Origin of the sequence: Cohnella phaseoli, assembly GCF_003386235.1 — a bacterium.
Lineage (GTDB): Bacteria > Bacillota > Bacilli > Paenibacillales > Paenibacillaceae > Cohnella > Cohnella phaseoli.
In genome coordinates, this window is the sequence record NZ_QRDZ01000026.1 from 45,843 (window position 1) to 66,099 (window position 20,257).

At 56.0% G+C, this 20,257-nt stretch carries 19 protein-coding genes; 1 reads left to right on the forward strand and 18 read right to left on the reverse strand.

Annotation, left to right across the window (positions count from 1 at the left end):
• Positions 1–323: 323 nt before the first annotated feature.
• From mutY to DFP98_RS26960, 8 genes are all read right to left on the reverse strand, one after another.
• Positions 324–1,439 (reverse strand): A/G-specific adenine glycosylase, encoded by a 1,116-nt coding sequence (mutY, locus tag DFP98_RS26930; protein ID WP_116063733.1) that lies wholly within the window; start codon positions 1,437–1,439, stop codon positions 324–326.
• Positions 1,436–2,308 carry an AraC family transcriptional regulator gene (locus tag DFP98_RS26935; protein WP_116063734.1) on the reverse strand — a complete coding sequence of 291 codons (873 nt, stop codon included), beginning with the start codon at positions 2,306–2,308 and terminating at the stop codon, positions 1,436–1,438. The genes mutY and DFP98_RS26935 overlap by 4 nt, the downstream gene beginning before the upstream one ends.
• 153 nt (positions 2,309–2,461) lie before the next feature.
• Positions 2,462–2,854, reverse strand: a complete 393-nt coding sequence (gene acpS, locus DFP98_RS26940) for a holo-ACP synthase (RefSeq protein WP_116063735.1) — start codon at positions 2,852–2,854, stop codon at positions 2,462–2,464.
• A gap of 9 nt (positions 2,855–2,863) precedes the next feature.
• On the reverse strand, positions 2,864–3,673 hold the full coding sequence (gene nadE, locus DFP98_RS26945) for an ammonia-dependent NAD(+) synthetase (protein WP_116063736.1): 810 nt from the start codon (positions 3,671–3,673) through the stop codon (positions 2,864–2,866).
• A 77-nt stretch (positions 3,674–3,750) separates the two neighbouring features.
• A complete protein-coding gene (locus DFP98_RS26950; RefSeq protein ID WP_116063737.1) occupies positions 3,751–4,188 on the reverse strand; it encodes a BrxA/BrxB family bacilliredoxin in 438 nt (145 codons plus the stop codon).
• Between the two features lie 157 nt (positions 4,189–4,345).
• The gene (locus tag DFP98_RS26955) at positions 4,346–4,768 is read right to left on the reverse strand and encodes a DUF3905 domain-containing protein (RefSeq protein WP_116063738.1); all 423 of its coding nucleotides are present in this window, start codon (positions 4,766–4,768) and stop codon (positions 4,346–4,348) included.
• 2 nt (positions 4,769–4,770) lie between these two features.
• On the reverse strand, positions 4,771–4,896 hold the full coding sequence (locus DFP98_RS40040; protein WP_281275162.1) for a hypothetical protein: 126 nt from the start codon (positions 4,894–4,896) through the stop codon (positions 4,771–4,773).
• A gap of 66 nt (positions 4,897–4,962) precedes the next feature.
• A complete protein-coding gene (locus DFP98_RS26960) occupies positions 4,963–6,312 on the reverse strand; it encodes a sensor histidine kinase (protein WP_116063739.1) in 1,350 nt (449 codons plus the stop codon).
• Positions 6,313–6,529: 217 nt separating this feature from the next.
• On the opposite strand from DFP98_RS26960, the gene DFP98_RS26965 reads away from it, so the two are divergent.
• Positions 6,530–7,786 (forward strand): BaiN/RdsA family NAD(P)/FAD-dependent oxidoreductase, encoded by a 1,257-nt coding sequence (locus tag DFP98_RS26965; protein ID WP_116063740.1) that lies wholly within the window; start codon positions 6,530–6,532, stop codon positions 7,784–7,786.
• Between the two features lie 50 nt (positions 7,787–7,836).
• Here the strand turns inward: DFP98_RS26965 and DFP98_RS26970 are convergent, their stop codons facing one another.
• The 10 genes from DFP98_RS26970 to xylA form a co-directional block, all read right to left on the reverse strand.
• Positions 7,837–8,661, reverse strand: a complete 825-nt coding sequence (locus DFP98_RS26970; protein WP_116063741.1) for a carbohydrate ABC transporter permease — start codon at positions 8,659–8,661, stop codon at positions 7,837–7,839.
• A gap of 14 nt (positions 8,662–8,675) precedes the next feature.
• On the reverse strand, positions 8,676–9,572 hold the full coding sequence (locus DFP98_RS26975) for a carbohydrate ABC transporter permease (RefSeq protein WP_116063742.1): 897 nt from the start codon (positions 9,570–9,572) through the stop codon (positions 8,676–8,678).
• Positions 9,573–9,735: 163 nt separating this feature from the next.
• Complete coding sequence (locus DFP98_RS26980) at positions 9,736–11,061, reverse strand: ABC transporter substrate-binding protein (protein WP_116063743.1); 1,326 nt, start codon at positions 11,059–11,061, stop codon at positions 9,736–9,738.
• A gap of 150 nt (positions 11,062–11,211) precedes the next feature.
• The gene (locus DFP98_RS26985) at positions 11,212–13,314 is read right to left on the reverse strand and encodes an amylo-alpha-1,6-glucosidase (RefSeq protein ID WP_116063744.1); all 2,103 of its coding nucleotides are present in this window, start codon (positions 13,312–13,314) and stop codon (positions 11,212–11,214) included.
• Between the two features lie 115 nt (positions 13,315–13,429).
• Complete coding sequence (locus DFP98_RS26990; RefSeq protein WP_116063745.1) at positions 13,430–14,443, reverse strand: LacI family DNA-binding transcriptional regulator; 1,014 nt, start codon at positions 14,441–14,443, stop codon at positions 13,430–13,432.
• Positions 14,444–14,525: 82 nt separating this feature from the next.
• The gene (locus tag DFP98_RS26995) at positions 14,526–14,963 is read right to left on the reverse strand and encodes a hypothetical protein (protein WP_116063746.1); all 438 of its coding nucleotides are present in this window, start codon (positions 14,961–14,963) and stop codon (positions 14,526–14,528) included.
• Between the two features lie 119 nt (positions 14,964–15,082).
• Positions 15,083–16,426: an ABC transporter permease gene (locus DFP98_RS27000; protein WP_116063747.1), complete on the reverse strand. Its 1,344-nt coding sequence runs from the start codon at positions 16,424–16,426 to the stop codon at positions 15,083–15,085.
• Entirely contained in the window at positions 16,423–17,229 is an 807-nt protein-coding gene (locus DFP98_RS27005) for an ABC transporter ATP-binding protein (protein WP_246016773.1), read from the reverse strand. Before DFP98_RS27005 ends, DFP98_RS27000 begins: the two co-directional genes overlap by 4 nt.
• A gap of 184 nt (positions 17,230–17,413) precedes the next feature.
• Complete coding sequence (gene xylB, locus DFP98_RS27010; RefSeq protein WP_116063748.1) at positions 17,414–18,910, reverse strand: xylulokinase; 1,497 nt, start codon at positions 18,908–18,910, stop codon at positions 17,414–17,416.
• A gap of 25 nt (positions 18,911–18,935) precedes the next feature.
• Positions 18,936–20,249 carry a xylose isomerase gene (xylA, locus tag DFP98_RS27015; RefSeq protein WP_116063749.1) on the reverse strand — a complete coding sequence of 438 codons (1,314 nt, stop codon included), beginning with the start codon at positions 20,247–20,249 and terminating at the stop codon, positions 18,936–18,938.
• Between the last annotated feature and the right edge of the window lie 8 nt (positions 20,250–20,257).

Genomic DNA, 20,257 nt, shown 5'->3' on the forward strand with positions numbered 1-20,257 from the left:
TTTTCGCTAACTGAATGGATCAGTTGTTAAGAAAATGTTTGGCTTTGCAAGTACTCTACGGACGCAAAAAGAAGACTGCCTCCACGATCGGGTCGATCCGAATGTCGGATCGGCTCCCCGCATGAGAGACAGCCTTCAAATTGCGCCAGGCCTCTGTTATCCGGCCAAGCTAGGGCGTGTCTGAAAACCCGCTCAGGGGCACCTTTCACCTCCCCTGCTGCGCCACTTTTGCTTGACGTACCTCCGGTACGCCTTCACAAAAGTTCCTTGCATGGAACGAAAATTCGGCAAAATTTGCTGCCCTCGGAGTATTCAGACACGCCCTAATGCCGCTGAACTTGAAGAAAATATTCCGTTAACAATTTGCGAAACACGTTCGGCCAAGCATAGTCCTCGAACTGTTCCGGTCCGATCCACCGATAGCCGCTGCTGCCCTCCACGAAGCGCTCCTCGAGCGCGGAGGCGCGCAGCACCTTGATTCGCCATACAAGGTGCGTGAAGATGTGCTGCGCCTCGCCGACGACCTCGGTCGCGGCTCTCACGCGGACGCCGTCCTCCGCGAGCGCTGCCTCCAGCGATCCCGCTCCTTCCTCAAGGCGGGCCCATGCTTCCTCGTCCTGCACCTCAATATGGGGAAGCTCCCACATTTGCGCCAGCAGCCCCGTCTCCGGCCGTTGCCGGACGAGCACTTTCCCGGCGAACGCTCCGGTTCCTTCGATCAAAGCGGCCACACGGTATACCGGTCTCGCCTTCTTGGCCTTCGTCTTCACCGGGAGCTCCCGCTCCTTGCCCTGCAGCCTGCCTTCGCATCTCTCCCCTACCGGACAAATCGGACATGAAGGAGATTTCGGCGTACACACCATCGCGCCAAGCTCCATAAGCGCCTGATTGAAATCGGCTGCCTGCCCTTCCGGAATGAGCGATTGGGCTAAACTCTCCATGGAAACCCGAGTCGCCGGACGGGCGATATCGTCCTCAAGGCAGAAATACCGGGACAGCACTCGCATCACGTTGCCGTCTACGGCCGGCTCAGGCTGATCGTACGCGATGCTGAGAATCGCCCCGGTCGTATAGGGCCCCACTCCCTTAAGCGTCGACACTTCCGCTTTAACGCGCGGCACCGCGCCCTCGTACCGCTCGACCACCTCTCGCGCAGCCGACTGCAGATTGCGCGCCCGGGAGTAATAGCCCAGTCCTTCCCAATGCTTCAGCACGTCCTCCTCCGGCGCCTCCGCCAAATGCCGAAGCGTCGGAAAGCGGCCCATAAATCGGTTGAAATACGGAATAACCGTATCTACGCGCGTCTGCTGAAGCATAATTTCGGATACCCAGATATGATAAGGATCCCGACTTCTCCGCCAGGGCAGATCGCGCCGTTCCTTGCGATACCACCGCAGCAGATTTTCGCCGAAATACGATTTGTTGCTCTCGCTCGTCAAAGCTTTTCTTCCTCCTCGCGCTCCTCCCCGGACGATGCAGCGATGAATGCCGCCTGCTTGCGAAAGCGGCTGGGGGTCAACCCGGTATGCGCCTTAAACATTCTCGAGAAGTAATAGATTTGCATGCCGACTTGCCCGGCAACGAAAGAAACGTTGCTGTCGGGCTTCAGGAGCAGACTCTTGGCGATTTCCATCCTCCGAAGATTGACGTACTGAATCGGCGAATAGCCTAGAATTCCTTTGAAAAAAACAATAAAATAGTTCGGATGCAAGAACACTTGCTTGGCCATATTTTCGACCGTAATATTATCCGCGAGATGCTCGTCGATGTACTTCAACACCTGATCGATCTTCTGCAGATCGTCCGTCGGCGTCGCATTGTCGATCAGCGACAGGCTATCCAAATAATAGCTGATTAACTCCAGCATCGCGGCCTTTGTTCTGAGCTTGGTAGTTAAACCGTTGCGCGCCAGCTCTTCGAACAAGCGAAAGAAGATTGCCGACACCGCGTCCTCGTTCTCCGCCTGAATATGAAACGGAATCTGCAGCATCTTGTACAAATCCCGATCCTCGTAGCTCCCCCGAAAATGGCACCATTGCACCGTTGCCGTCTCGTCCTTCTCCAGCACGATGCGATGCGGCATCCCCGCAAGTAAAATAAAGAGCGTCCCTTTAGCAAAAGGAATCTCCTTGTTCTGAGCGAACAGTTTACCTTCTCCCGACTTCACGAACAAAAATCGGTGACAATCGTATACCGTATCCTTGTCCTTCACCGTAGAAGCGTCCAGCACCGTCTCCGCAGCCGCAGCCACCTCAAGATGCATCTGCTCGAAATGCTTCATCATAATCGTGACATAATTCGTTCTCATCTTCGATGCCCCATTGTCCGGATAAAATGATATTTCATCCCATTAACATTCTTCCATTATACGTCACGAAAAGCGAAGCGTAAATTACCATATCGTAATCATCAAACCAATAAATAACAGTCCGACAGAAAAAAGCTGCCGGACTGTTGTCGCTTATAGCTTTTCGATTAGGGCGGTAGCGGCCGCGACGGAGCGCTCGTGCGTAATCGCGATATGCAGCCGGTAATTCGGGCGATCCCAGCCGAGACGAACTACAGCGGCGGACGACAGCTTGCACACGGGCTTTCCCAGCTCGTCGGCGATAATCTCGATATCTTGGAAGCCCGCCGTGGCTCCTATTCCGCAGCCCAGCGCCTTCACAACCGCCTCCTTGGCGGCAAACCGGCCGCTGGCGTATTCCAACGCCCTCCGGGGCGGCAGCTTTCCCCATACCTCTCGTTCCGCCGGCGTCAGCACCCTGTCGATAAACCTGGCCGCGCTTCGCCCTGCGAGAATTTTCGCCATCCGCTCCGTCTCAACGATATCCAACCCGATTCCGACGATCATTCTGTGCGGTCAGATTCCCGGAATCGGCTGGCGCTTATGCTGCGTGCTCTTATAGCGCTTCTCGAGATTCTCTCTTGCTTGCGGTGCGATGTCCTTGCCTTCGAGATAGGAGCTGTTGTCCTCGTAAGTTACGCCCAGCTCATCTTCGTCGGTCTGTCCCGGCCACAGGCCAGCGGTCGGAGCTTTGTCGATGATACTGACCGGCACGCCGAGACGGCGGGCCAACTCCTTAATTTGACGCTTGTTAAGCGTACTGAGCGGGGTAATATCGACAGCGCCGTCTCCCCATTTGGTGTAAAAGCCCGTCAGCGCCTCTGACGCATGGTCCGTTCCTACGACCAGCAGATTCAGATCGAAGGCGAGTGCGTACTGCACGACCATTCTCGTGCGGGCTTTAACGTTGCCTTTGCCGCCTCGGCTAATATGGCGATGAATTTGCAGAGACTTGAATGCCTGCTCGGTTTCCAGAGCGATCTCGTCAACCGCATCCTCAATGTTCGTCTCTACTTTGTGCGTCAGCTTAAACGCTTCGGCCACCTCGTAGCTATGGTGAATGTCCTCTTGCTCTCCGTAAGGCTGGAATACGCCAAGCGTGATGTACTCCTTGCCCGTCTCCTGCGACAGCTCGTCCGTGGCGAGCTTGCACAGTCCCACGGCCACCGCGCTGTCCAACCCGCCGCTGATCGCGATCAGCAGTCCCGTCGCGCCCGCTTGCACGACATAGTCCTTCAAAAACTTGACTCTCCGTCCGATCTCTTCGTCGACGTCGATCGTCGGTTTAACGCCAAGCTTCTCGATAATTTCTTGCTGAAGCGTCATCCTGAGCTCTCCTCCTTAACCGCAAAAAATAACCCGGCGGCTCGGGCGCGAGCGGCCTCTGCCTCCGGGAACGTTGTTTACTGCTTGCAGTAACGGTCGAAAGCGTCGGTCAAATCGGCCGCGATCTCTTCCGCGCTGCGATTCTCGATCTGATGCCGCTCAATGAAATGAACGAGCTCTCCGTCTTTCATCAATGCGATGGAAGGGGACGACGGCGGATACGGCAGGAAGTATTCGCGCGCTTTAGCCGTCGCTTCCTTATCCTGTCCTGCGAACACCGTAAACAGATGATCGGGCACCACATCGTGCTTCAGCGCTTCGGCAACGCCTGGACGGCATTGTCCCGCCGCGCAGCCGCATACGGAGTTTACGACGACGAGCGCCGTTCCGGCAGCTCCGGGAAGGTTCTCTTCCACTTCCTCCGGGGTTCTCAGCTCTTGAATACCGACTCGCGTCAAATCGTCGCGCATCGGTTGAATCATATCCAGCATATATCTTTCGAATGACATCGACATTCTAATGCGCCTCTCTTTCCGAACGAGAAATTGGCGGCATGCATATTCCGCTAAATTTCATTATACCGTGCTGCCGCAAGCTCCGTCAAAGCTATTGAGGCTCCGGCCCGCCCGGACTTCGTTCGGCGCGCCGCCGCTTTCGGCTATCGTACCCGGTTTAAGGCTCGTCCAGCACCTCCGGAACGGAGGGATGGCTTGTATCCTCGTCCCCGTCGATGGCCAGTGCGGTTGAATGCATCGGATGCGCGAACGGACGGGAAGAGGCCACTCCCCGCTCGAACAAGTCGCGATTCTCGCTCGTCAGAAAGCCGATATCTTTATAAGGATGCACCCACGTCTCCCCCGCCATGACGGAGGGGTCGGTCTCCTCGCTCCATCGTTCCAGCGGAGAGTTCGCGGATTCGTAATCGTGATCTCCGATAACAACGCCGTATTCATTCACGAAAGGCTCGCGCGGTCCCCGGCCTTCGCGGAATTCCGGCCGAAACTCGATCTCGAACGGATCCAATTCCGGATCGTCCGGCCCATGAACGGGAATCGCGTCGGCGTAGGGCCTGCTCTTTCTCCCGTTGCCGCCCATCGTCAGGTCGAGGGACGGTTAGGCCCGTCCAGTTTTTTGTCGAATGCGGGGGATAACGGCGAAGTTTTGCTCTTGCCGCGTTGTTCGGCCGACCGTTCGGACTTCGAAGGACCTTCGTTTCTGGGCATGATAACAGCCTCCTTGTCTAGTCGTTGCCCCCGTAGTGTAACCGAAACTGGAACGCTTATCCGCGATTAGCCCGCCTGTTCCGCAGCCTGCCGGCTGTCTCTTGACGCGCTCTGCTTGCTGAACGAGACGATAAAGGTCGTTCCCTGACCGACTGTCGATTCTACCTGGATTTTGCCGTCGTGACGCTCCACGATGCTCATACATAAAACCAAACCTAAGCCGGTGCCGTTCGTCTTCGTCGTATAGAAGGGCTCGAACAGCAGCTTCAGCTTCTCCGCAGGAATGCCGACGCCGGTGTCGCTGACGCGCAGCTGCACCGAATCCGGCAAATTCGTCGTCTCGATTTTGAGCGCGCCTTTATCGTTCATCGCTTCCATGCCGTTGCGCGACAAATTCAGCACAAGCTGCTTGATCTCCTTGCTGTTCATTAAAATCGGTTCCAGACTTGCGTCCGTGTGCAGATCGATAATCTGCCCCCTCATATTGGCGTCCGCCCAGATCAGAGGCAGCAAATCGCTCAGCAGGTCGTTCAGGTTGAACAGCTCTTTCTCGGCGGTACGATTCTGGGCCAACGACAGAAAATCGTTAATGATCAAATTCGTCCGGTCCAGCTCTTCCAGCACGATGTGAAAATACGTTTTCTGCTCCGCAGGGCTACGCTCGTTAAGCAGCTGTATAAATCCGCGAATAACTGCAAGCGGGTTGCGAATCTCGTGCGTAATGCTCGCGGCCATCTGCCCGACCAGACTCAGCCTCTCCATTCTGTCGACCTCGTCCTTGAGCCCGTGAATCTCCCTGTCGTATCTTAGAGACATATCCCGAAGCTGCAGCTTCAGTTGAAATCTCTCAATAGTCAGCTCAATATAGTGCACGCACAGCAGCGTCGCGACAATGAAAGCGGATACGAAAATAAGTGGAGCGCCCGTTACTGCGGAGAGCTTGTCGAACATGCTTCCCTGTGCGCTTGCGAAATACGACCCTGCCTGAAGCAGCCCAAGAAATAAGCAGGAATAGAGCGCAAACCATAGCTTCCCCTTGCGCGAACGGGAGCCGTAGTCGAATTTTTTCGTAAAAAGCACTGTACCGTAAACCGCCAGGAAGCCGATCAAAACAAAATATTCCCATTGAAAGGCAATCTCTCCAAGTCTCTTAGCCGCGTATACAACGAGGAGCCCCAGAGAGATCGGAATGCCGCCGTATATCGAGCCTATCAATAGCGGAACATGGCGCAGGTCCAAAGAAAATCCATATGGATTCACTGTCGTAAAACTCATATTTAATAGCATGGCCAATCCGCAGCATAATCCGATGAATATGTGCGAATAGCCGGTTCTATCCGGTTTATCGTACCAAACCATGAACATAAACACGGGAAGAAATACAATCAGGATCTGCAGTAGCGCATCTTTCCACATCTAGCGAACCTCCCGCAACTACGGATCGGGATCTAGCGAATTTGTGCCGAATCACTTTGATTAAAGCACATCTCCCCATGAGTTACAATATAAGGCAGTTAGTAATCTTCACTTTTTCCGATATTCTTTATGAGCTTTTTTACATGAACGATGGAATTTTGCGTTCTCGGCATCCGGTGATACACTCTAAATATATCAATTAGTCAGGAGAACGAACATGGACTACGATGTGATCGTCATCGGCGGAGGCTCGGCGGGACTGATGGCCGCAATCGCCGCCAGCAAACGGCTCGCCGGCGTTCTGCTTCTCGACAAAGGAGACAAGCTGGGGCGCAAGCTCGGCATATCCGGCGGAGGCAGATGCAATGTGACGAACAATAAGGACACCGACGAGCTGATCCGCCACATTCCCGGCAATGGACGGTTTTTGTACAGCTCCTTGGCGAATTTCAACAATAAGGATATTATCGCTTTTTTTGAAAATTTGGGCATCCGTTTGAAGGAAGAAGACAACGGTCGAATGTTCCCTGTGACCGACCGCGCCAAAACCGTTGTCGACACGCTTGTCGGACAAGTGCGCAAACAGGGCGTCGACATTCGCGTGAACGCTCCAGTGGACACTGTGATGTACGAAGGCGGACGCGTTGCGGGCGTTCGGCTGCGTTCGGGAGAAACGCTAAGCTGCAGAGCGGTCATCGTCGCTTCGGGAGGCAAGTCCGTACCGCAGACAGGCTCGACCGGAGACGGTTACGCCTGGGCGGAGAAAGCGGGCCACACGATCACCGAGCTGTTTCCGACGGAAGTGCCGCTAACCTCTAACGAGCCTTTTATTACAAGCAAAGAGCTTCAGGGACTCAGCCTTAGGGATGTCGCCTTGTCGGTCTGGAGCGCCAAAGGAAAGCGAATCGTCGAGCATCGCGGAGACATGATTTTCACCCATTTCGGGGTTTCCGGGCCGATCGCGCTGCGGTGCAGCCAGTTTGTCGTCAAAGAGCTGAAGGCATCCCGGGCGGGCAACGTCGAAACGGCGATCGATCTGATGCCGGACAAAAGCCCGGACGAAGTGTACGCCGAGACGCTGAAGCTGGCCGAACAGGAGCCGAAGAAAGCGGTCAAGAACGTGCTTAAAGCCTGCCTCCCCGAGAAAATGATCCCGCCGCTGCTGCGCGGAGCCGAGTTGGCGGAGACGACCACCTTCGACAATTTGCCGCGCCAGTCATGGAGCCGTCTTTGCGGACTGATCAAGCGGTTCCCGATTCGGGTATACGGCACGCTGTCGATCGAGGACGCTTTTGTTACCGGCGGAGGCGTGAGCTTAAAGGAGATCGATCCGAAAACGATGGAATCGAAGCTGATGGACGGGCTCTACTTCTGCGGCGAAATTCTGGACATTCACGGCTACACGGGCGGCTACAACATTACGGCGGCTTTCTCGACGGGATATACGGCGGGGACGCATGCGGCTGGAAGATAGATAAAAAGGGGACGCTCGGCGGCCTTATCGGCCCCTGCGTCCCCTGATGTTTATTTAGTACCGGTAAACGTAATTCCCTGTACGAAAAAGCGATTGAAGAAAACGTAAATGAGCAGCGCCGGAATGGTCATAATGACCGATGCCGCCATAATGTAGTTCCAGAAGCTGATATACTGGCCTTTGAACGTGTTCAGGCCGACCGACAAGGTGAACATCGATTTGTCCGACATCAGCATGAGCGGCTTCAAAAACTCGTTCCAGGCGCCCATGAAGATAAAGATCGTCTGCGCGGCCAGAGCGGGCTTGGCAAGCGGAAGAACGACGCGGAAGAACAGCCCGAGCTTGCCAAGACCGTCCAGCTCGGACGCCTCCTCAAGCTCCTTCGGAAAGCTGATGAAAAATTGACGCATCATAAAAATGTAAGTCGCTTGAGCGGCCATCGGAACGATAATCGCCTGATAACTGTTGAGCCAGCCCAGTTCCTTGATAATCAGATAGCTTGGAATAATCGTCAGCTGCCCCGGGATCATGATCATGGCCAGAATGCTATAGAACATTAGCGTGCTTCCGGGGAAATGGATTCTGGCGAGCGCATACCCGGCCATGGAATTGAACAGCAGATTAAACGCCGTTACCGACAGCGCGATAAACGCGCTGTTCAGAAACCATCTGCCGAACAGCGGCTCCTGCTGGAAAATCGTCCGATAATTGTCGAAGGTGAAATGTTTCGGAATGAGATGCATGCCTCCGGACACGATTTCCGGCAGCGACTTGAACGAAGCGGACAGCGCCCACAAAAACGGAATAAACGTAATTAACGCATAGACGCCCAATAGAACGTAAAACGCCGACTTGAAGCGATTGATCGAACGCATCGCAATCCTCCTCCCTAATTAAGCTTCTCTTCCTTGAAAAACAGCCGCTGCACGAGGGTAATGAGCATGATGACGACCGCAAGCAGAAACGCCAGCGCGGAAGCGTAACCCATGTCCAGATTTTTGAACGCATATTGATAAATCAGCAATACCATCGTCAGCGTGGCGTTGTTCGGCCCCCCGGAGCCTGCCGAGAAAATGTAAGATTGGTCGAAGAGTTGGAACGTTCCGATAATGCCCATGACGATGACGTAGAAAGTGACCGGCTTTAGCTGCGGCAGCGTAATTCTTCTGAACTTCTGCCATGCGTTCGCCCCGTCGATGTCCGCCGCCTCGTACAGGTTCCGCGGAATGTCTTGAAGCGCGGCCAGATAGATGACCATGAATAGCGGAGCCGTCGACCAGACGTTCATGATCATGATGCCGAGCAGCGCAACGGACGGATCGCCGAGCCAATTGTAGGTCGGCAGACCGACCAGCTCCAGCAAATAATTGAGCAGACCGTTGCTGTTGTAGATCCACATGAAAATCAGCACAAGTACAGCCGACGAGGTTACTGTCGGCAAATAGAATGCGATTCGAAAGAAGTTGCGATAGCGAAGCTGCATATTGAGGATCGAAGCCAATGCCAACGCCAGTACCGTCTGGGAGGGCACGACGATCAGCGCATATTTGGCCGTGTTTCTGAGCGCGATCCATAGGCGCGGATCGTCGATCATCCGCTCGAAGTTGGCGGAGCCGACGAACTTGTAGCTGACCGCCCCGAGCAAGTTCACTTTATGAAGCGACAGAAAAATCGCGTAAGCGATCGGCAGCATCAGAAAGCAGCCGAGAATGACAATGACGGGGGACATGAACGAATAGCCCGATAAGGCGTCCCTGATTTTTGCTTTTGAATACGACTTGGCCATCTTGAGATACTCCTTTCGGCCGTTCCCGGTTGGGGCGTGAAATGACTAAAGCCGGATCAAGGCGCGCGGCTGCACTCGTTTCACGCCAACGCGCGGCAATGCGGGAAACGCGGCGTCCGCCTTCGGCCCGACGCTGCGTTTCCCCTTCATGTTTCGGGCTGCTTTATTGCCCTGCTTTGATTTCCTTGTTCGCCGTATCTTGAGCAGTGGCAAGAGCTTCGTTCAACGACGATCCGCCCGTATAAGCCGCGATGAACTGGTTGTTGAAATTGTTCATAACCGTAGGCAGCGTGGGGCCTGCCTGCCAAGGCGTAGCGTAGGACGATCCCGCTACGAGAGCGCCGCGCAGAGCGTCTTTGTCATAGCCGAGCTCGGCGGAGACCGACTTCCGGGTTGGCAGAGCGAAGCCTTTGCTCGTCCACGTCTTCATGCCTTCCTTGCCGGTCAAGTACGACATCAGCTTCCATGCCGCTTCTTTCTTGGCCGAATTTTTATTCATTACGTAAGCGACCGTAAAGGCCATCGTTCCTTTTTTCCCGTTTACGGTAGGTACCTCTGCCGTTCCAAAGTCGACGTCGGGGAAGTTGCTTTGAATGAACGGAATCGCCCAGTTGCCTTCAAGAACCATAGCCGCCTTTTGTTGGCCGAACATCTCGCCGCCCCAGCCCGAACCGACGTCGGAAGGCTGGCCCGCCGTTTGAGCTTTAAGATGCTGGTCGACGACGAGAGCGAGTCCCTTCTCCCCTTCTGGAGTCGCGAACGCAGCTTGACCTTGATCGTCGACGAGTTTGCCGCCGAACGCCTGGATCATGAACATCTGGCGCGCCAGCTCAGGCGCTTGGCCAAGACCGTAGACCTCAACCTTGCTTCCGTTCTTTTTGGTCAGCTTTTCGGAAACTTCCTGCAGTTCGTCCCAGGTGGCGGGAGGAGCAGTTATGCCGGCGTCGGCAAACATTTTTTTGTTGTAGAACAGCGCCAATGTAGAGGTGTCCTTCGGGAAGCCGTAGATTTTGCCGTCGGCCCCTTTGAACGCATTTACAGTCGGAGCCTCGAAGTCGTTCAGATCGAACTCGGGCGTAACATAACCGTCGAGCGGCTCAAGAACGTCCTTATCAATCAGAGCTGGCGCTTCGAAAGCATCCAGATAAAAGACATCCGGCGCCTCGTTGCCGATCAGGCGGGTTTTAATGACGTCCATGTACTGGTCGGCGATGACTTCGTACTTGACTTTAATGTCGGGATTTTTCGCTTGAAATTCATCCAGCACTTGCTGCAGCAGCTGTTGCTCCTCCGGAGAAGAGCCCCATCCAGCCAACGTGACTTCGACGGGCTCCTGCGCAGGCGCAGACGATTCGGGCGCGCTTGCGGAAGAGGACGGAGATGAGGACGGAGAAGCGCTTTCAGCGCCGTTGGAGCCGTTCCCGCAAGCGGAGACGACCAAGGAAAGAGCAAGCATCGAGGCAAGCGTAATCGACATTTTTTGTTTCATAGTAAACCTTCCTCCCTTTTTATATGCATGTATCTATAATTAAACGGGCTGAACAAATCGCGGCAAACGATTGACGCGACGCCGAGCCGGCGGTACCTTCCGGCCCGGCCGCCGCGATCCGCGCAGTCCGCTCAATCCAACGAATGCGGATCAGTCCGCAATCTCAATGGAGCAGCCGCTGCTGTTCTCCAGAATTTCAAGCTGCACGGCAGCTTTGTCGTCCTTACGGCTCAGCTCCACCGATATGCGCCCTTCGGCCACCGGCAAGTCCTTTACGGTCAGCCGATCAACGCCTTCGGGCAGGAACGGCGCAAATTTCAGCTTGCCATTGAGAGCGTCGGGCTCCAGGCCAAGCATCGCCTGAACGAGCACGATCGAGGTGCCCGCCGCCCAAGCTTGCGGCGAGCAGGCCACCGGATAAGAAACCGGATAGCCGATCGAATCGTCATAGCCGCAAAACAGTTCCGGTAGCCGGGTGTATTCGAAATGCTCGGCGGCTTTCAGCAGGCCGGAGACGACGACGGAAGCGTCCTCCTTCAACCCTAGACGGCTCATGCCGATCAGGATCATGGAGTTGTCGTGCGGCCAGACGCTGCCGTCGTGATAGCTCATCGGGTTATAGCCCGTCGAGCCGGTCGACATCGTCCGGATGCCATACCCTCCGAACATGTCGGGCGCCACCAGCCTTTGCGAGACGATTCTGGCTTTATCCTCCGAAACGATCCCGCTCATAAGCAGGTGTCCCGGATTGGAGGTGACGGAGCGAACCTGGTTTTTGTCGGCATCCAGCGCGATGGCGTAAAACCGTTCTTCCGGCATCCAGAACGCGGCATCGAGCGTTGCCTTCATCCGCTCCGCCTCTTCTCTCAGCCTGCGAGCCGTATCGTCGCGGCCCAGCCGCTCCAAAACGGACGCAAGCTTCGTTTTCGCCTGATAGACATACCCTTGAACTTCGATCAAAGCGATCGGAGCCTTCGCGAATTCTCCGTCCGCATGGACGACCGAATCCGCGGAATCTTTCCAGCCTTGATTGGCGATGCCTTTGGACGATTCCTGATAATATTCGACCCAACCGTCCTTGTCGCGATCCCCGTAACTGTCGATCCATTCCAGCGCGCTCTCGATATTCGGCATAAGTCGTTCGATGACGGAAGTATCTCCTGTCCAATGCGCATATTCCGCAGCGAGCAAAATAAACAGCGGCGTCGAATCAATGCTCCCATAATAAGGGGCAAACGGCACTTGGCCCGAACGGGCAAGCTCCCCGTTGCGAAGCTCGTGCATGATTTTGCCTTGCTGTTCGTCCTTCCACGGGTTGACCTCCGTGCCTTGATAGTCCGCCATTATTTCAAGCGTTCCTCGGGCGATATCCGGGTTCAGAGGAAGCATCTGCAAAGCCGCGATCAAGCTGTCCCGTCCGAATGGCACCGCGTACCAGGGCAGCCCCGCAACCGGGAACAAGCCGCTCCCGAAATCCGTCAACAGCACGCGCAGATCCTGCACGCCCCGGTCGAACAGACGGTTAAGCACCTTCGAGTCGCTCTCGACCTTCATGACGCTTTCGTTCCATTGTTCGTAAGTCGATTGCAATTCGGCCAGCGCGATTTCGCTTGGAGTAGGTACGGAGCGGTGTCCTCCTGTCGAAGGCATGACGGTAATCGCGATCCGCTTCATCTCTTTAGGCTGCAAGCCGATACGGAAGAAAGCTTCTCCCTGCTCGCTTACCGAGTCCGCTTCCGTGTCCCAGGATACGACAGTGCTCCTCCGAACCCCGTCCGCGCCTTCGTATACCGCATGCCACGAAGTCGTAGTGGCGTCGCGCTCCGTCACTGTGCCCAGCCGGTCGGAGGGCTGAAAGCCGCGAACGAGAAACATATCCTTGAAATCCGCATCGAATAGCAGCCCGATTTCAAAATGCAGCGCCTTTGTCGAAAAGTTCGTCATAATGACGTTCTCATACAGTACGTCCTCATAGATGAATCTTTCCCGGATCAGCTCGACCGATTCCCTCCAAAGCTTAACCTCGCCGTTCGTCTCCTCGTGCTCGTTGGTCAACCGGATTCGAGCCACATAGTTTTCGTCGGCGGCGGACGATAGCAGCAGCGGCCGTTTACCGTTCAGCGTCAGCTCCATTCGGCTCAGGAAACGGGTATCCTTCATATACAGTCCGTCTTGGGCATCGTTCCCCGGAACGTCCCCGCGAATGTCCGTCATCAGAAAAAGATCGTTGTGCTTGATCACTCTGTAATTCATTTTGTCCCCATCCCGTATTCTTATATTTAATCCGAAACGTTTCGGATTTTGGCGAAAAAAAACTATTTTTATTATTTAAGCCTCGAGACTGGAAGCAGCGTCTCTCCTTACAATGCTAGAGACGCCGCGTGCTTTCCCTGACGACCAGTTGATTGCTAAGCAGAATTTTGCGGTTATCCGTCCGCTCCTCCAGCATATCGATCAGCAATTGCGCCGCCTGATAGCCAAGCTCGTATTTGTCCTGCCGAATCGTCGTTAGCTTGGGCGAGCAATACGAAGCGATCGTAATGTCGTCGAATCCGATAACAGACATCTCTTCCGGCACTTTGCGGCCCATTTTCTCAAGCGTTCTCATGGCGCCGAGCGCCATCAAATCGCTGGCGCAGAACACCGCCGTAACGTCCGGGTTGCGAATCAGGATCTGGTACATGGCTTCCGCCCCGCCGTCCTCCGAAAATCCCCCGTCATAAACCAGTGATGAATCGGCGGACAAACCGAACTGCTCGTGCGCTTTCTTGTAGCCGAAGTAACGGTCCTGGCTGACAGAAGCTTGGTTGTGTCCGTTGATCATGGCGATCCTCCGGTGACCTTGCTCCAGCAAATGCCGGACGGCCATCGTCGCCCCGATCTTACTGTCCGAAGTGACGTGCGCGACGTTCGCTCCCGTTATCGGAATGTCGATCAGGACGCATGGAAAGGAATTTTGTTCGACGACCTCATGCAGATACGGATCGTCCAGACGCAAGCCCGACAGAATTGCACCCTCCACATTTCTTTCCTTGCACAGCGAAGCATAGGATTTCTCCACTTGCTTGGACGGATTCGTGCTGAACAGCAGCAAATCGTAATTCAATTCCCCGGCTCTGTCGTTAATGCCGCACAATACCTCGTACGCAAATGCATCCTTGGCTCCCGCGCGGTTAATGTCCGAGATGATGAGACCGATCGTACGCGTCTTCTTCGACACCAGGCTTCTGGCTACGGCATTGGGACTGTAGGACAGATCGGCGGCGACCTGCTTGATCTTCCTCCGCGTTTCCTCGTTCACATCGTCGTATCCGTTCAGCGCCCGGGATACCGTCGTAACCGATACGCCCGCTTTTCTAGCGATATCTTTGATCGTTGCCATTCCGCAGACACCTTTCCAAAACGTTTCGGACCAAGTATAAAACAAAAAGCGCCGCAAATGCAAGCGCTTTTTCTGAATCCGTCTACGTCGTCTCGAACCGGTCGTACGATCCGTCGTCGGTCGGATAGGCCGTACCGTCGCCATTTTCCCCGTCTTCCTCTGAGCTCTGCCGAAAGGAATCGGCTTCGTCCAGCGCGTTGGGCGGATAGGAAGCCGCTTGGCCTTCCTGATAGGAGTCGACCCAATCCTCGTTTACCGTATGCGCGGGGATCGGAATATCGTCCATCCCATAAGCGAAATCCGTAACGGTGACGGCTTCCGCCGGCGCGTGTTCGAGCAGATGCCCCGAACAGCATTGCACAATTTCCAGCGCAGAAGTCAAATCCTCGTTCTGCACGTGAATGTGCAGCCTTCCGCCTTCATGAAGCTGCGGCTCGTAGCCCAGTTCCTCCAACGTCTCCGCCGCCAGCATGGCTTGAGAATCTCCGGGGAATTGAAACAGCAGCGCGGCATGCTTCATCGCTTTCACCCTCTCCTCGTAATTCTATATAAGTTGACCCTGTGAAGGGGAAGCCCCTTGCATAATATTTCCGATGGGGACGGTTCCGCCCAGCTTCAGTCAACTTATATTCCTTCCGGTTAGTTATCCCGGAATGAGGAGCGTTTATTCTTGATTTCGCGCGAGGCTGCGAATGAGGATAACAAACTGCTCACTGTCCTCGCCCAGAAATAACCTACCGGAAGCAACGCGACAGCCGCAAGCCAGGCGAAGCCCCCGAACGCCAGCCCGATTCGAATGGAGAGCAGAAGCGCCCACAACAGCATGTGGGGCAGCGCCAGCCAAGCCGTCGCTTTGCGGGAAGCCTCCGTCTCGACCTGACGGGACCATTCGAATAGCGAGAGATACGGCTCGGATAACCATTGCCGCCACTGTCGGCGCAGCGCAGCGACGACCAGAAAAGGCAAAACCAGCCATACTGCGACCGCCAGCGGAATCGGAGGCAAGGCCAGCGCCATTGTGCCGACCCCGAGAATATAAACAAGCTGCTTCAGCAGATCCGGACGGCGAACGACCGATTTCATCCAGCTGTCCGCCAGACGGTCGACATCGACGCTCCGGTGACGCAGTAACGGCTGGGAGCGGGCGAACAGGATCGGCTTGCTTTGCCGCGGAATCGGCTTCTTCTCCATCGTATCCATGAGAACCCAGCTGACGAGCGACGTGTAGCTTGCCGTTTCCACGGCAATTTCGTGCAACAGTGTTCCCAGCTTGCGAAGCCTCAGAAGCAGAAGCGCGAATGCGCCGGCGAGGAACGCCGCCCCGAACAGAAGCGTTAGAAGCAGGTCGAAGGCTGCCCGATCGGCCAACGCGGTTACGCCGAACACAAAGACAGCGCCTGTAGGCAGTATCGCCGCCCATCTACGCCAGCCTTTCCAGTTCAGCGCGATCCGATCGTTTAGCAGCGACCAGCTCAGCCCTGCGGCGGCGTAATACAGAACGAGGGCGGCCAGCGAAGCCGCGGATAGGCCGAACACAGGCACAAGAACCGGAGACAGCGCTGCTGCCACAACGCCGGTAACAAATAGTCTTGACGCTCCTCCGTAAGCGAAGCCCATCCAAGCAAAGCCCCGCCTCCATCCGGGATGCCGGTGCAGGAACAGACCGTCGCCCGCCTCGGCGAATGTCCGGTATTTCCCCGTAAGTTGAAGCAGCGCGAGCACAAGCAGAATCGGATACAGCGGAAACTCCGCCAGTCCCGGCGGCGGATCGCGCATGAAATCCCTGTACATTCCGACGGAGATAAACGCCCCTGGAAGCACAATGTAGAGACATACCGTCCAGTCTAATACGATTCTCCAGCATTTCCAGACGGTGTGCCAGAATGCGAGCATCCTTTCGGCAAACAGCGTCCGCGAAGTGAAGCTTCCGAGCGAACGGGAACGGGAAGGCGTCGAATTCGGCTCCGCTTCCTGACGGCTCATGCCTCCACCTCGTCATCTTCGTCACGGGCGGTGAGTCGATGAAAGCAATCGAACAGCCGAGCGTCCGAGCCGAGGCCCGCCTGCCTCGCAATCTCCTCAAGCGTACCCGTGGCAGCCGCTCCTCCGTTATTGACGAGCACGAACCGATCGCACATTCTTTCCGCCGAGTCCAGTACGTGCGTCGTCATCAGGATGGCCGCTCCGCGGCTTCTTTCCTCCTCCAAGGCGTCGATCAGCTCCAGAACCGCGCCGGGATCAAGTCCGATGAACGGCTCGTCCACCAGGTACAGATCGGGCTTCATCAGGAAGCCGATGATCAGCATCGTTTTTTGCTGCATGCCTTTGGAGAACTTCACCGGATAATGATGCCGAAACCCGTTCAAACGAAAACGGCGCAGCAGCTTGTCCGCCCGCTCGTTCAGCTCTTCCTCCGACAAGCCGACCGAAGCTGCGGCCAACACAAGATGCTCCCACAGCGTCAGCCTTTCGTATACAATCGGCTGCTCGGGAATGTAGGCAATTTGCGAAGAAACGGCTTCTTCCCGAGCCATCGTCTTCTCCTCGCCCCGCCAATACACCTTCGCTCGCCAGTGAGGCAGTTGGCCGAGCAGTCCCTTCATCAATGTGCTCTTCCCCGCTCCGTTAGGCCCGATCAGACCGACTCTTTCGCCGGAGCCAACTTCAAGCACGATATTGCGCACGATCAGATGCCCCGACTCGTAGCCCGCTTCTTCCACTTCCGCCCGCAGCAAAGGAAATCTGATCTTGTCCCGCTCTTTGTCGTCCGTCTCGTCCGTTGCCACCGGTTTTCCTCCGCTTCGATTCAGTCGTTAAATGTTCATATGTTATAAAATACGGATTTGCAGGCTCTTAGGTTTCCCCGCCTACAGCAAAAGAGCCTTCTCCCGTTTACCGGCCGGGAAATGCGAAGGCTCTTGAAGGAAAGGGAGGCACCCCTTGTCCTAATTTTTATTCTACCCGATTGCGCTAGTTTCGAAAAGCGTAGAGCGCGCGATTGAGGTCCGCCGTCTGAGCGTACACTTGGCGGTAAATTTCAAACAGCTGCCCGTAACGCGCGCTGGCTTCTTCATTCGGACGATACACCCGCGCGTGCTTCACGAACGTCGCTCCGCAAGCGTCAAGCGAAGGGAACCAGCCGCAGCCGACCGCGGCCAGCATCGCCGCACCGAGACCGGGCCCTTGCTCGTTCTCCAGCGCAACGACATCGGCTTTGAAAATGTCGGCCTGCATCTGCAGCCAGAGCGGATTTTTGGCCCCGCCGCCGATCGATACGACTTGGTCGACTTGTTTGCCCGCGGCGCGGAACAGCTCGATCGACTCGTTCAAGGAGAACGTAATTCCTTCCATGACCGCCCGGGCGAAATGCGTTCTCGTATGGCTTCCATCCACGCCGACGAAGCTCCCGCGAATTTGCGCATCCGCATGCGGAGTTCGCTCTCCGACGATATACGGCGTAAACAGCAGGCCGTTCGCGCCGGCCGGAATAAGTTCCGCTCCTTGCAGCATCGCATCATAGGTCTCGCCCTTGGCGAACGCATTGCGGAACCAGCTAAGCGAGTAGCCCGCTGCGAGCGTAACGCCCATCGCATAGAAGGCTCCCGCCTTGCCGTGATTAAAGAAATGAACCTTGCCCCGATAGTCGGCGGAGGCGTCCTCCTCGTACGTCAAGACGACTCCAGACGTTCCGATGCTGCACAGTGTCAGGCCGGGCGACAGAATACCCGCTCCGATCGCTCCGCAGGCATTGTCGGCGCCCCCCGCGAATACTTTTGTCTGCTGCCGGAGTCCGGTCGCCAACGCCGCTTCCGCAGTCAACTCGCCGACATAAGCTCCCGCCTCGACGAGCGGCGGGCAGAAGCCGGAAGTGAGCGCGAACGCGTCCAGCACATCCGCGCTCCACTCGCGGCCCGCGACGTCGAGCATAAGCGTTCCCGCCGCGTCCGACAAGTCCATGTGCTTCTCTCCGGTAAGGCGAAGCCGGACATAGTCCTTCGGCAGCACGAAGCTTTCGGCCCTCGCAAAGCTGTCCGGCTCATGCTGCTTCACCCACAGAATCTTCGGAAGCGTGAATCCTTCCAGCGCAGGATTACGGGTGACGGACAGCAGCTTGTCGCCAAGCGTCCGTTCGATCTCGCGGCACTGCTCTGTCGTCCGAGTATCGTTCCACAGAATCGCTCTGCGCACGGGTTTGCTTTGCGCATCAAGCAGAACGAGTCCGTGCATCTGTCCGGAAAAGCTGACCCCTTCGACGTCTTCCGGGTTGGCGCCGGAGCTTGCAAGCAGATCGCGCAGCGCGTCGATCGTACCCACTACCCAATCCTCGGGGTCCTGCTCGCTCCATCCGGCTTTGTCGTGGTACAAAGGATATTCCCGGGTCGCCTCGGCGCGCACGACGCCGTCTTGGCCGACGAGCAGCGTTTTGACCGCGCTCGTCCCCAAGTCTACACCGATGACATATTTCATGGAGTCCGTCTCCTCTATTATTCGCTTATACGCTGAAAATGATATCGTTCAAGGCGGCTTTAAGCTGCTCCAGACGAGCGGATTCATTACGGATCGGCTTCGCCTGCAGCGCATACGCTTCGAGCGACTTCAGCGTCGCTTTGCCGGATATAATGTCGGCGCCGATGCCTTCGCTGAAGCTGCTGTAACGCTTAGCCACGAGATCGTCGAGCACGCGATCCTCGATCAGCTTCGCCGCCGCCTTCAAGCCGCGGGCATAGGTGTCCATACCGGCAATATGCGCGAAGAACAAGTCCTCGTCCTCGAAGGACGAACGGCGAACCTTCGCATCGAAGTTGACGCCTCCGCGGCCGAGGCCGTCGTTCTTGAGAATTTCATACATGGCCAGCGTCGTGGAGACAAGATCGGTCGGAAATTCGTCGGTATCCCAGCCAAGCAGCAGGTCGCCTTGGTTGGCGTCAATCGAGCCGAGCATGCCGTTGATGCTGGCTACGCGAAGCTCATGCTCGAACGTATGACCGGCCAATGTCGCATGGTTCGCTTCGATGTTTAGCTTGAAGCTGTCCTTCAGGCCGTAGTTTTGCAGGAACGCGATCGCCGTAGCCGCGTCAAAATCGTACTGGTGCTTGGAAGGCTCCTTCGGCTTGGGCTCGATCAGGAACTGGGCGTCGAAGCCGATTTCTTTCGCGTAATCCACCGCCATGTGCAGGAAGCGCGCCAGATTGTCGAGCTCCAGCTTCATATCGGTGTTCAGCAGCGATTCGTAGCCTTCGCGGCCGCCCCAGAACACGTAGTTTTCCGCACCGAGCTCTTTGCCGACCTCGAGTCCTTTTTTCAACGTTGCAGCCGCATAGGCGAATACCTCAGCGTTGTTCGTCGTGCTTGCGCCGTGAACGTAACGCGGGTTCGTGAACAGGTTAACCGTGTTCCAGAGCAGCTTCTTGCCCGTCGATTTCTGATAGTCCTTCAGCATGGCGACGATGACGTCAAGGTTTTTGTTCGTCTCCGCCAGCGTCGCGCCTTCCGGAGCGATGTCCACATCGTGAAAAGCGTAGAACGGAACGTTCAGCTTCTCCAGCAGCTCGAAGTTGGCCTCAACCCGAGCCTTCGCCTTATCAAGCGGAGCGAGCGAATCCCAGCTCCGAACCGCCGTGCCGACTCCGAACGGATCGCTTCCGTTAGCGTTGAAGGTATGCCAGTAAGCGACGGCGAAGCGCAGATGCTCCTCCATCGTTTTGCCGAGCACGACCTCTTGCGGGTTGTAGTGGCGGAACGCGAACGGATTTTGCGAATCGCGTCCTTCGTACTGGATTTGAGGAACGTTGGGGAATTTGCTCATAACGAATA

Bases quoted from the DNA above. Each gene is read 5' to 3' on its own strand.
- nadE (WP_116063736.1), bottom strand. From the start codon at position 3,673: ATGACGCTTCAGCAAGAAATTATCGAGAAGCTTGGCGTTAAACCGACG.
- DFP98_RS26980 (WP_116063743.1), bottom strand. From the start codon at position 11,061: ATGAAACAAAAAATGTCGATTACGCTTGCCTCGATGCTTGCTCTTTCC.
- acpS (WP_116063735.1), bottom strand. From the start codon at position 2,854: ATGATCGTCGGAATCGGGTTGGATATCGTTGAGACGGAGCGGATGGCG.
- DFP98_RS26995 (WP_116063746.1), bottom strand. From the start codon at position 14,963: ATGAAGCATGCCGCGCTGCTGTTTCAATTCCCCGGAGATTCTCAAGCC.
- DFP98_RS26975 (WP_116063742.1), bottom strand. From the start codon at position 9,572: ATGGCCAAGTCGTATTCAAAAGCAAAAATCAGGGACGCCTTATCGGGC.
- DFP98_RS40040 (WP_281275162.1), bottom strand. From the start codon at position 4,896: ATGCCCAGAAACGAAGGTCCTTCGAAGTCCGAACGGTCGGCCGAACAA.
- DFP98_RS27000 (WP_116063747.1), bottom strand. From the start codon at position 16,426: ATGAGCCGTCAGGAAGCGGAGCCGAATTCGACGCCTTCCCGTTCCCGT.
- DFP98_RS26950 (WP_116063737.1), bottom strand. From the start codon at position 4,188: ATGTCGATGTCATTCGAAAGATATATGCTGGATATGATTCAACCGATG.
- DFP98_RS26965 (WP_116063740.1), top strand. From the start codon at position 6,530: ATGGACTACGATGTGATCGTCATCGGCGGAGGCTCGGCGGGACTGATG.
- DFP98_RS26960 (WP_116063739.1), bottom strand. From the start codon at position 6,312: ATGTGGAAAGATGCGCTACTGCAGATCCTGATTGTATTTCTTCCCGTG.
- xylB (WP_116063748.1), bottom strand. From the start codon at position 18,910: ATGAAATATGTCATCGGTGTAGACTTGGGGACGAGCGCGGTCAAAACG.
- DFP98_RS26955 (WP_116063738.1), bottom strand. From the start codon at position 4,768: ATGGGCGGCAACGGGAGAAAGAGCAGGCCCTACGCCGACGCGATTCCC.
- DFP98_RS26970 (WP_116063741.1), bottom strand. From the start codon at position 8,661: ATGCGTTCGATCAATCGCTTCAAGTCGGCGTTTTACGTTCTATTGGGC.
- DFP98_RS26985 (WP_116063744.1), bottom strand. From the start codon at position 13,314: ATGAATTACAGAGTGATCAAGCACAACGATCTTTTTCTGATGACGGAC.
- xylA (WP_116063749.1), bottom strand. From the start codon at position 20,249: ATGAGCAAATTCCCCAACGTTCCTCAAATCCAGTACGAAGGACGCGAT.
- DFP98_RS26990 (WP_116063745.1), bottom strand. From the start codon at position 14,443: ATGGCAACGATCAAAGATATCGCTAGAAAAGCGGGCGTATCGGTTACG.
- DFP98_RS26935 (WP_116063734.1), bottom strand. From the start codon at position 2,308: ATGAGAACGAATTATGTCACGATTATGATGAAGCATTTCGAGCAGATG.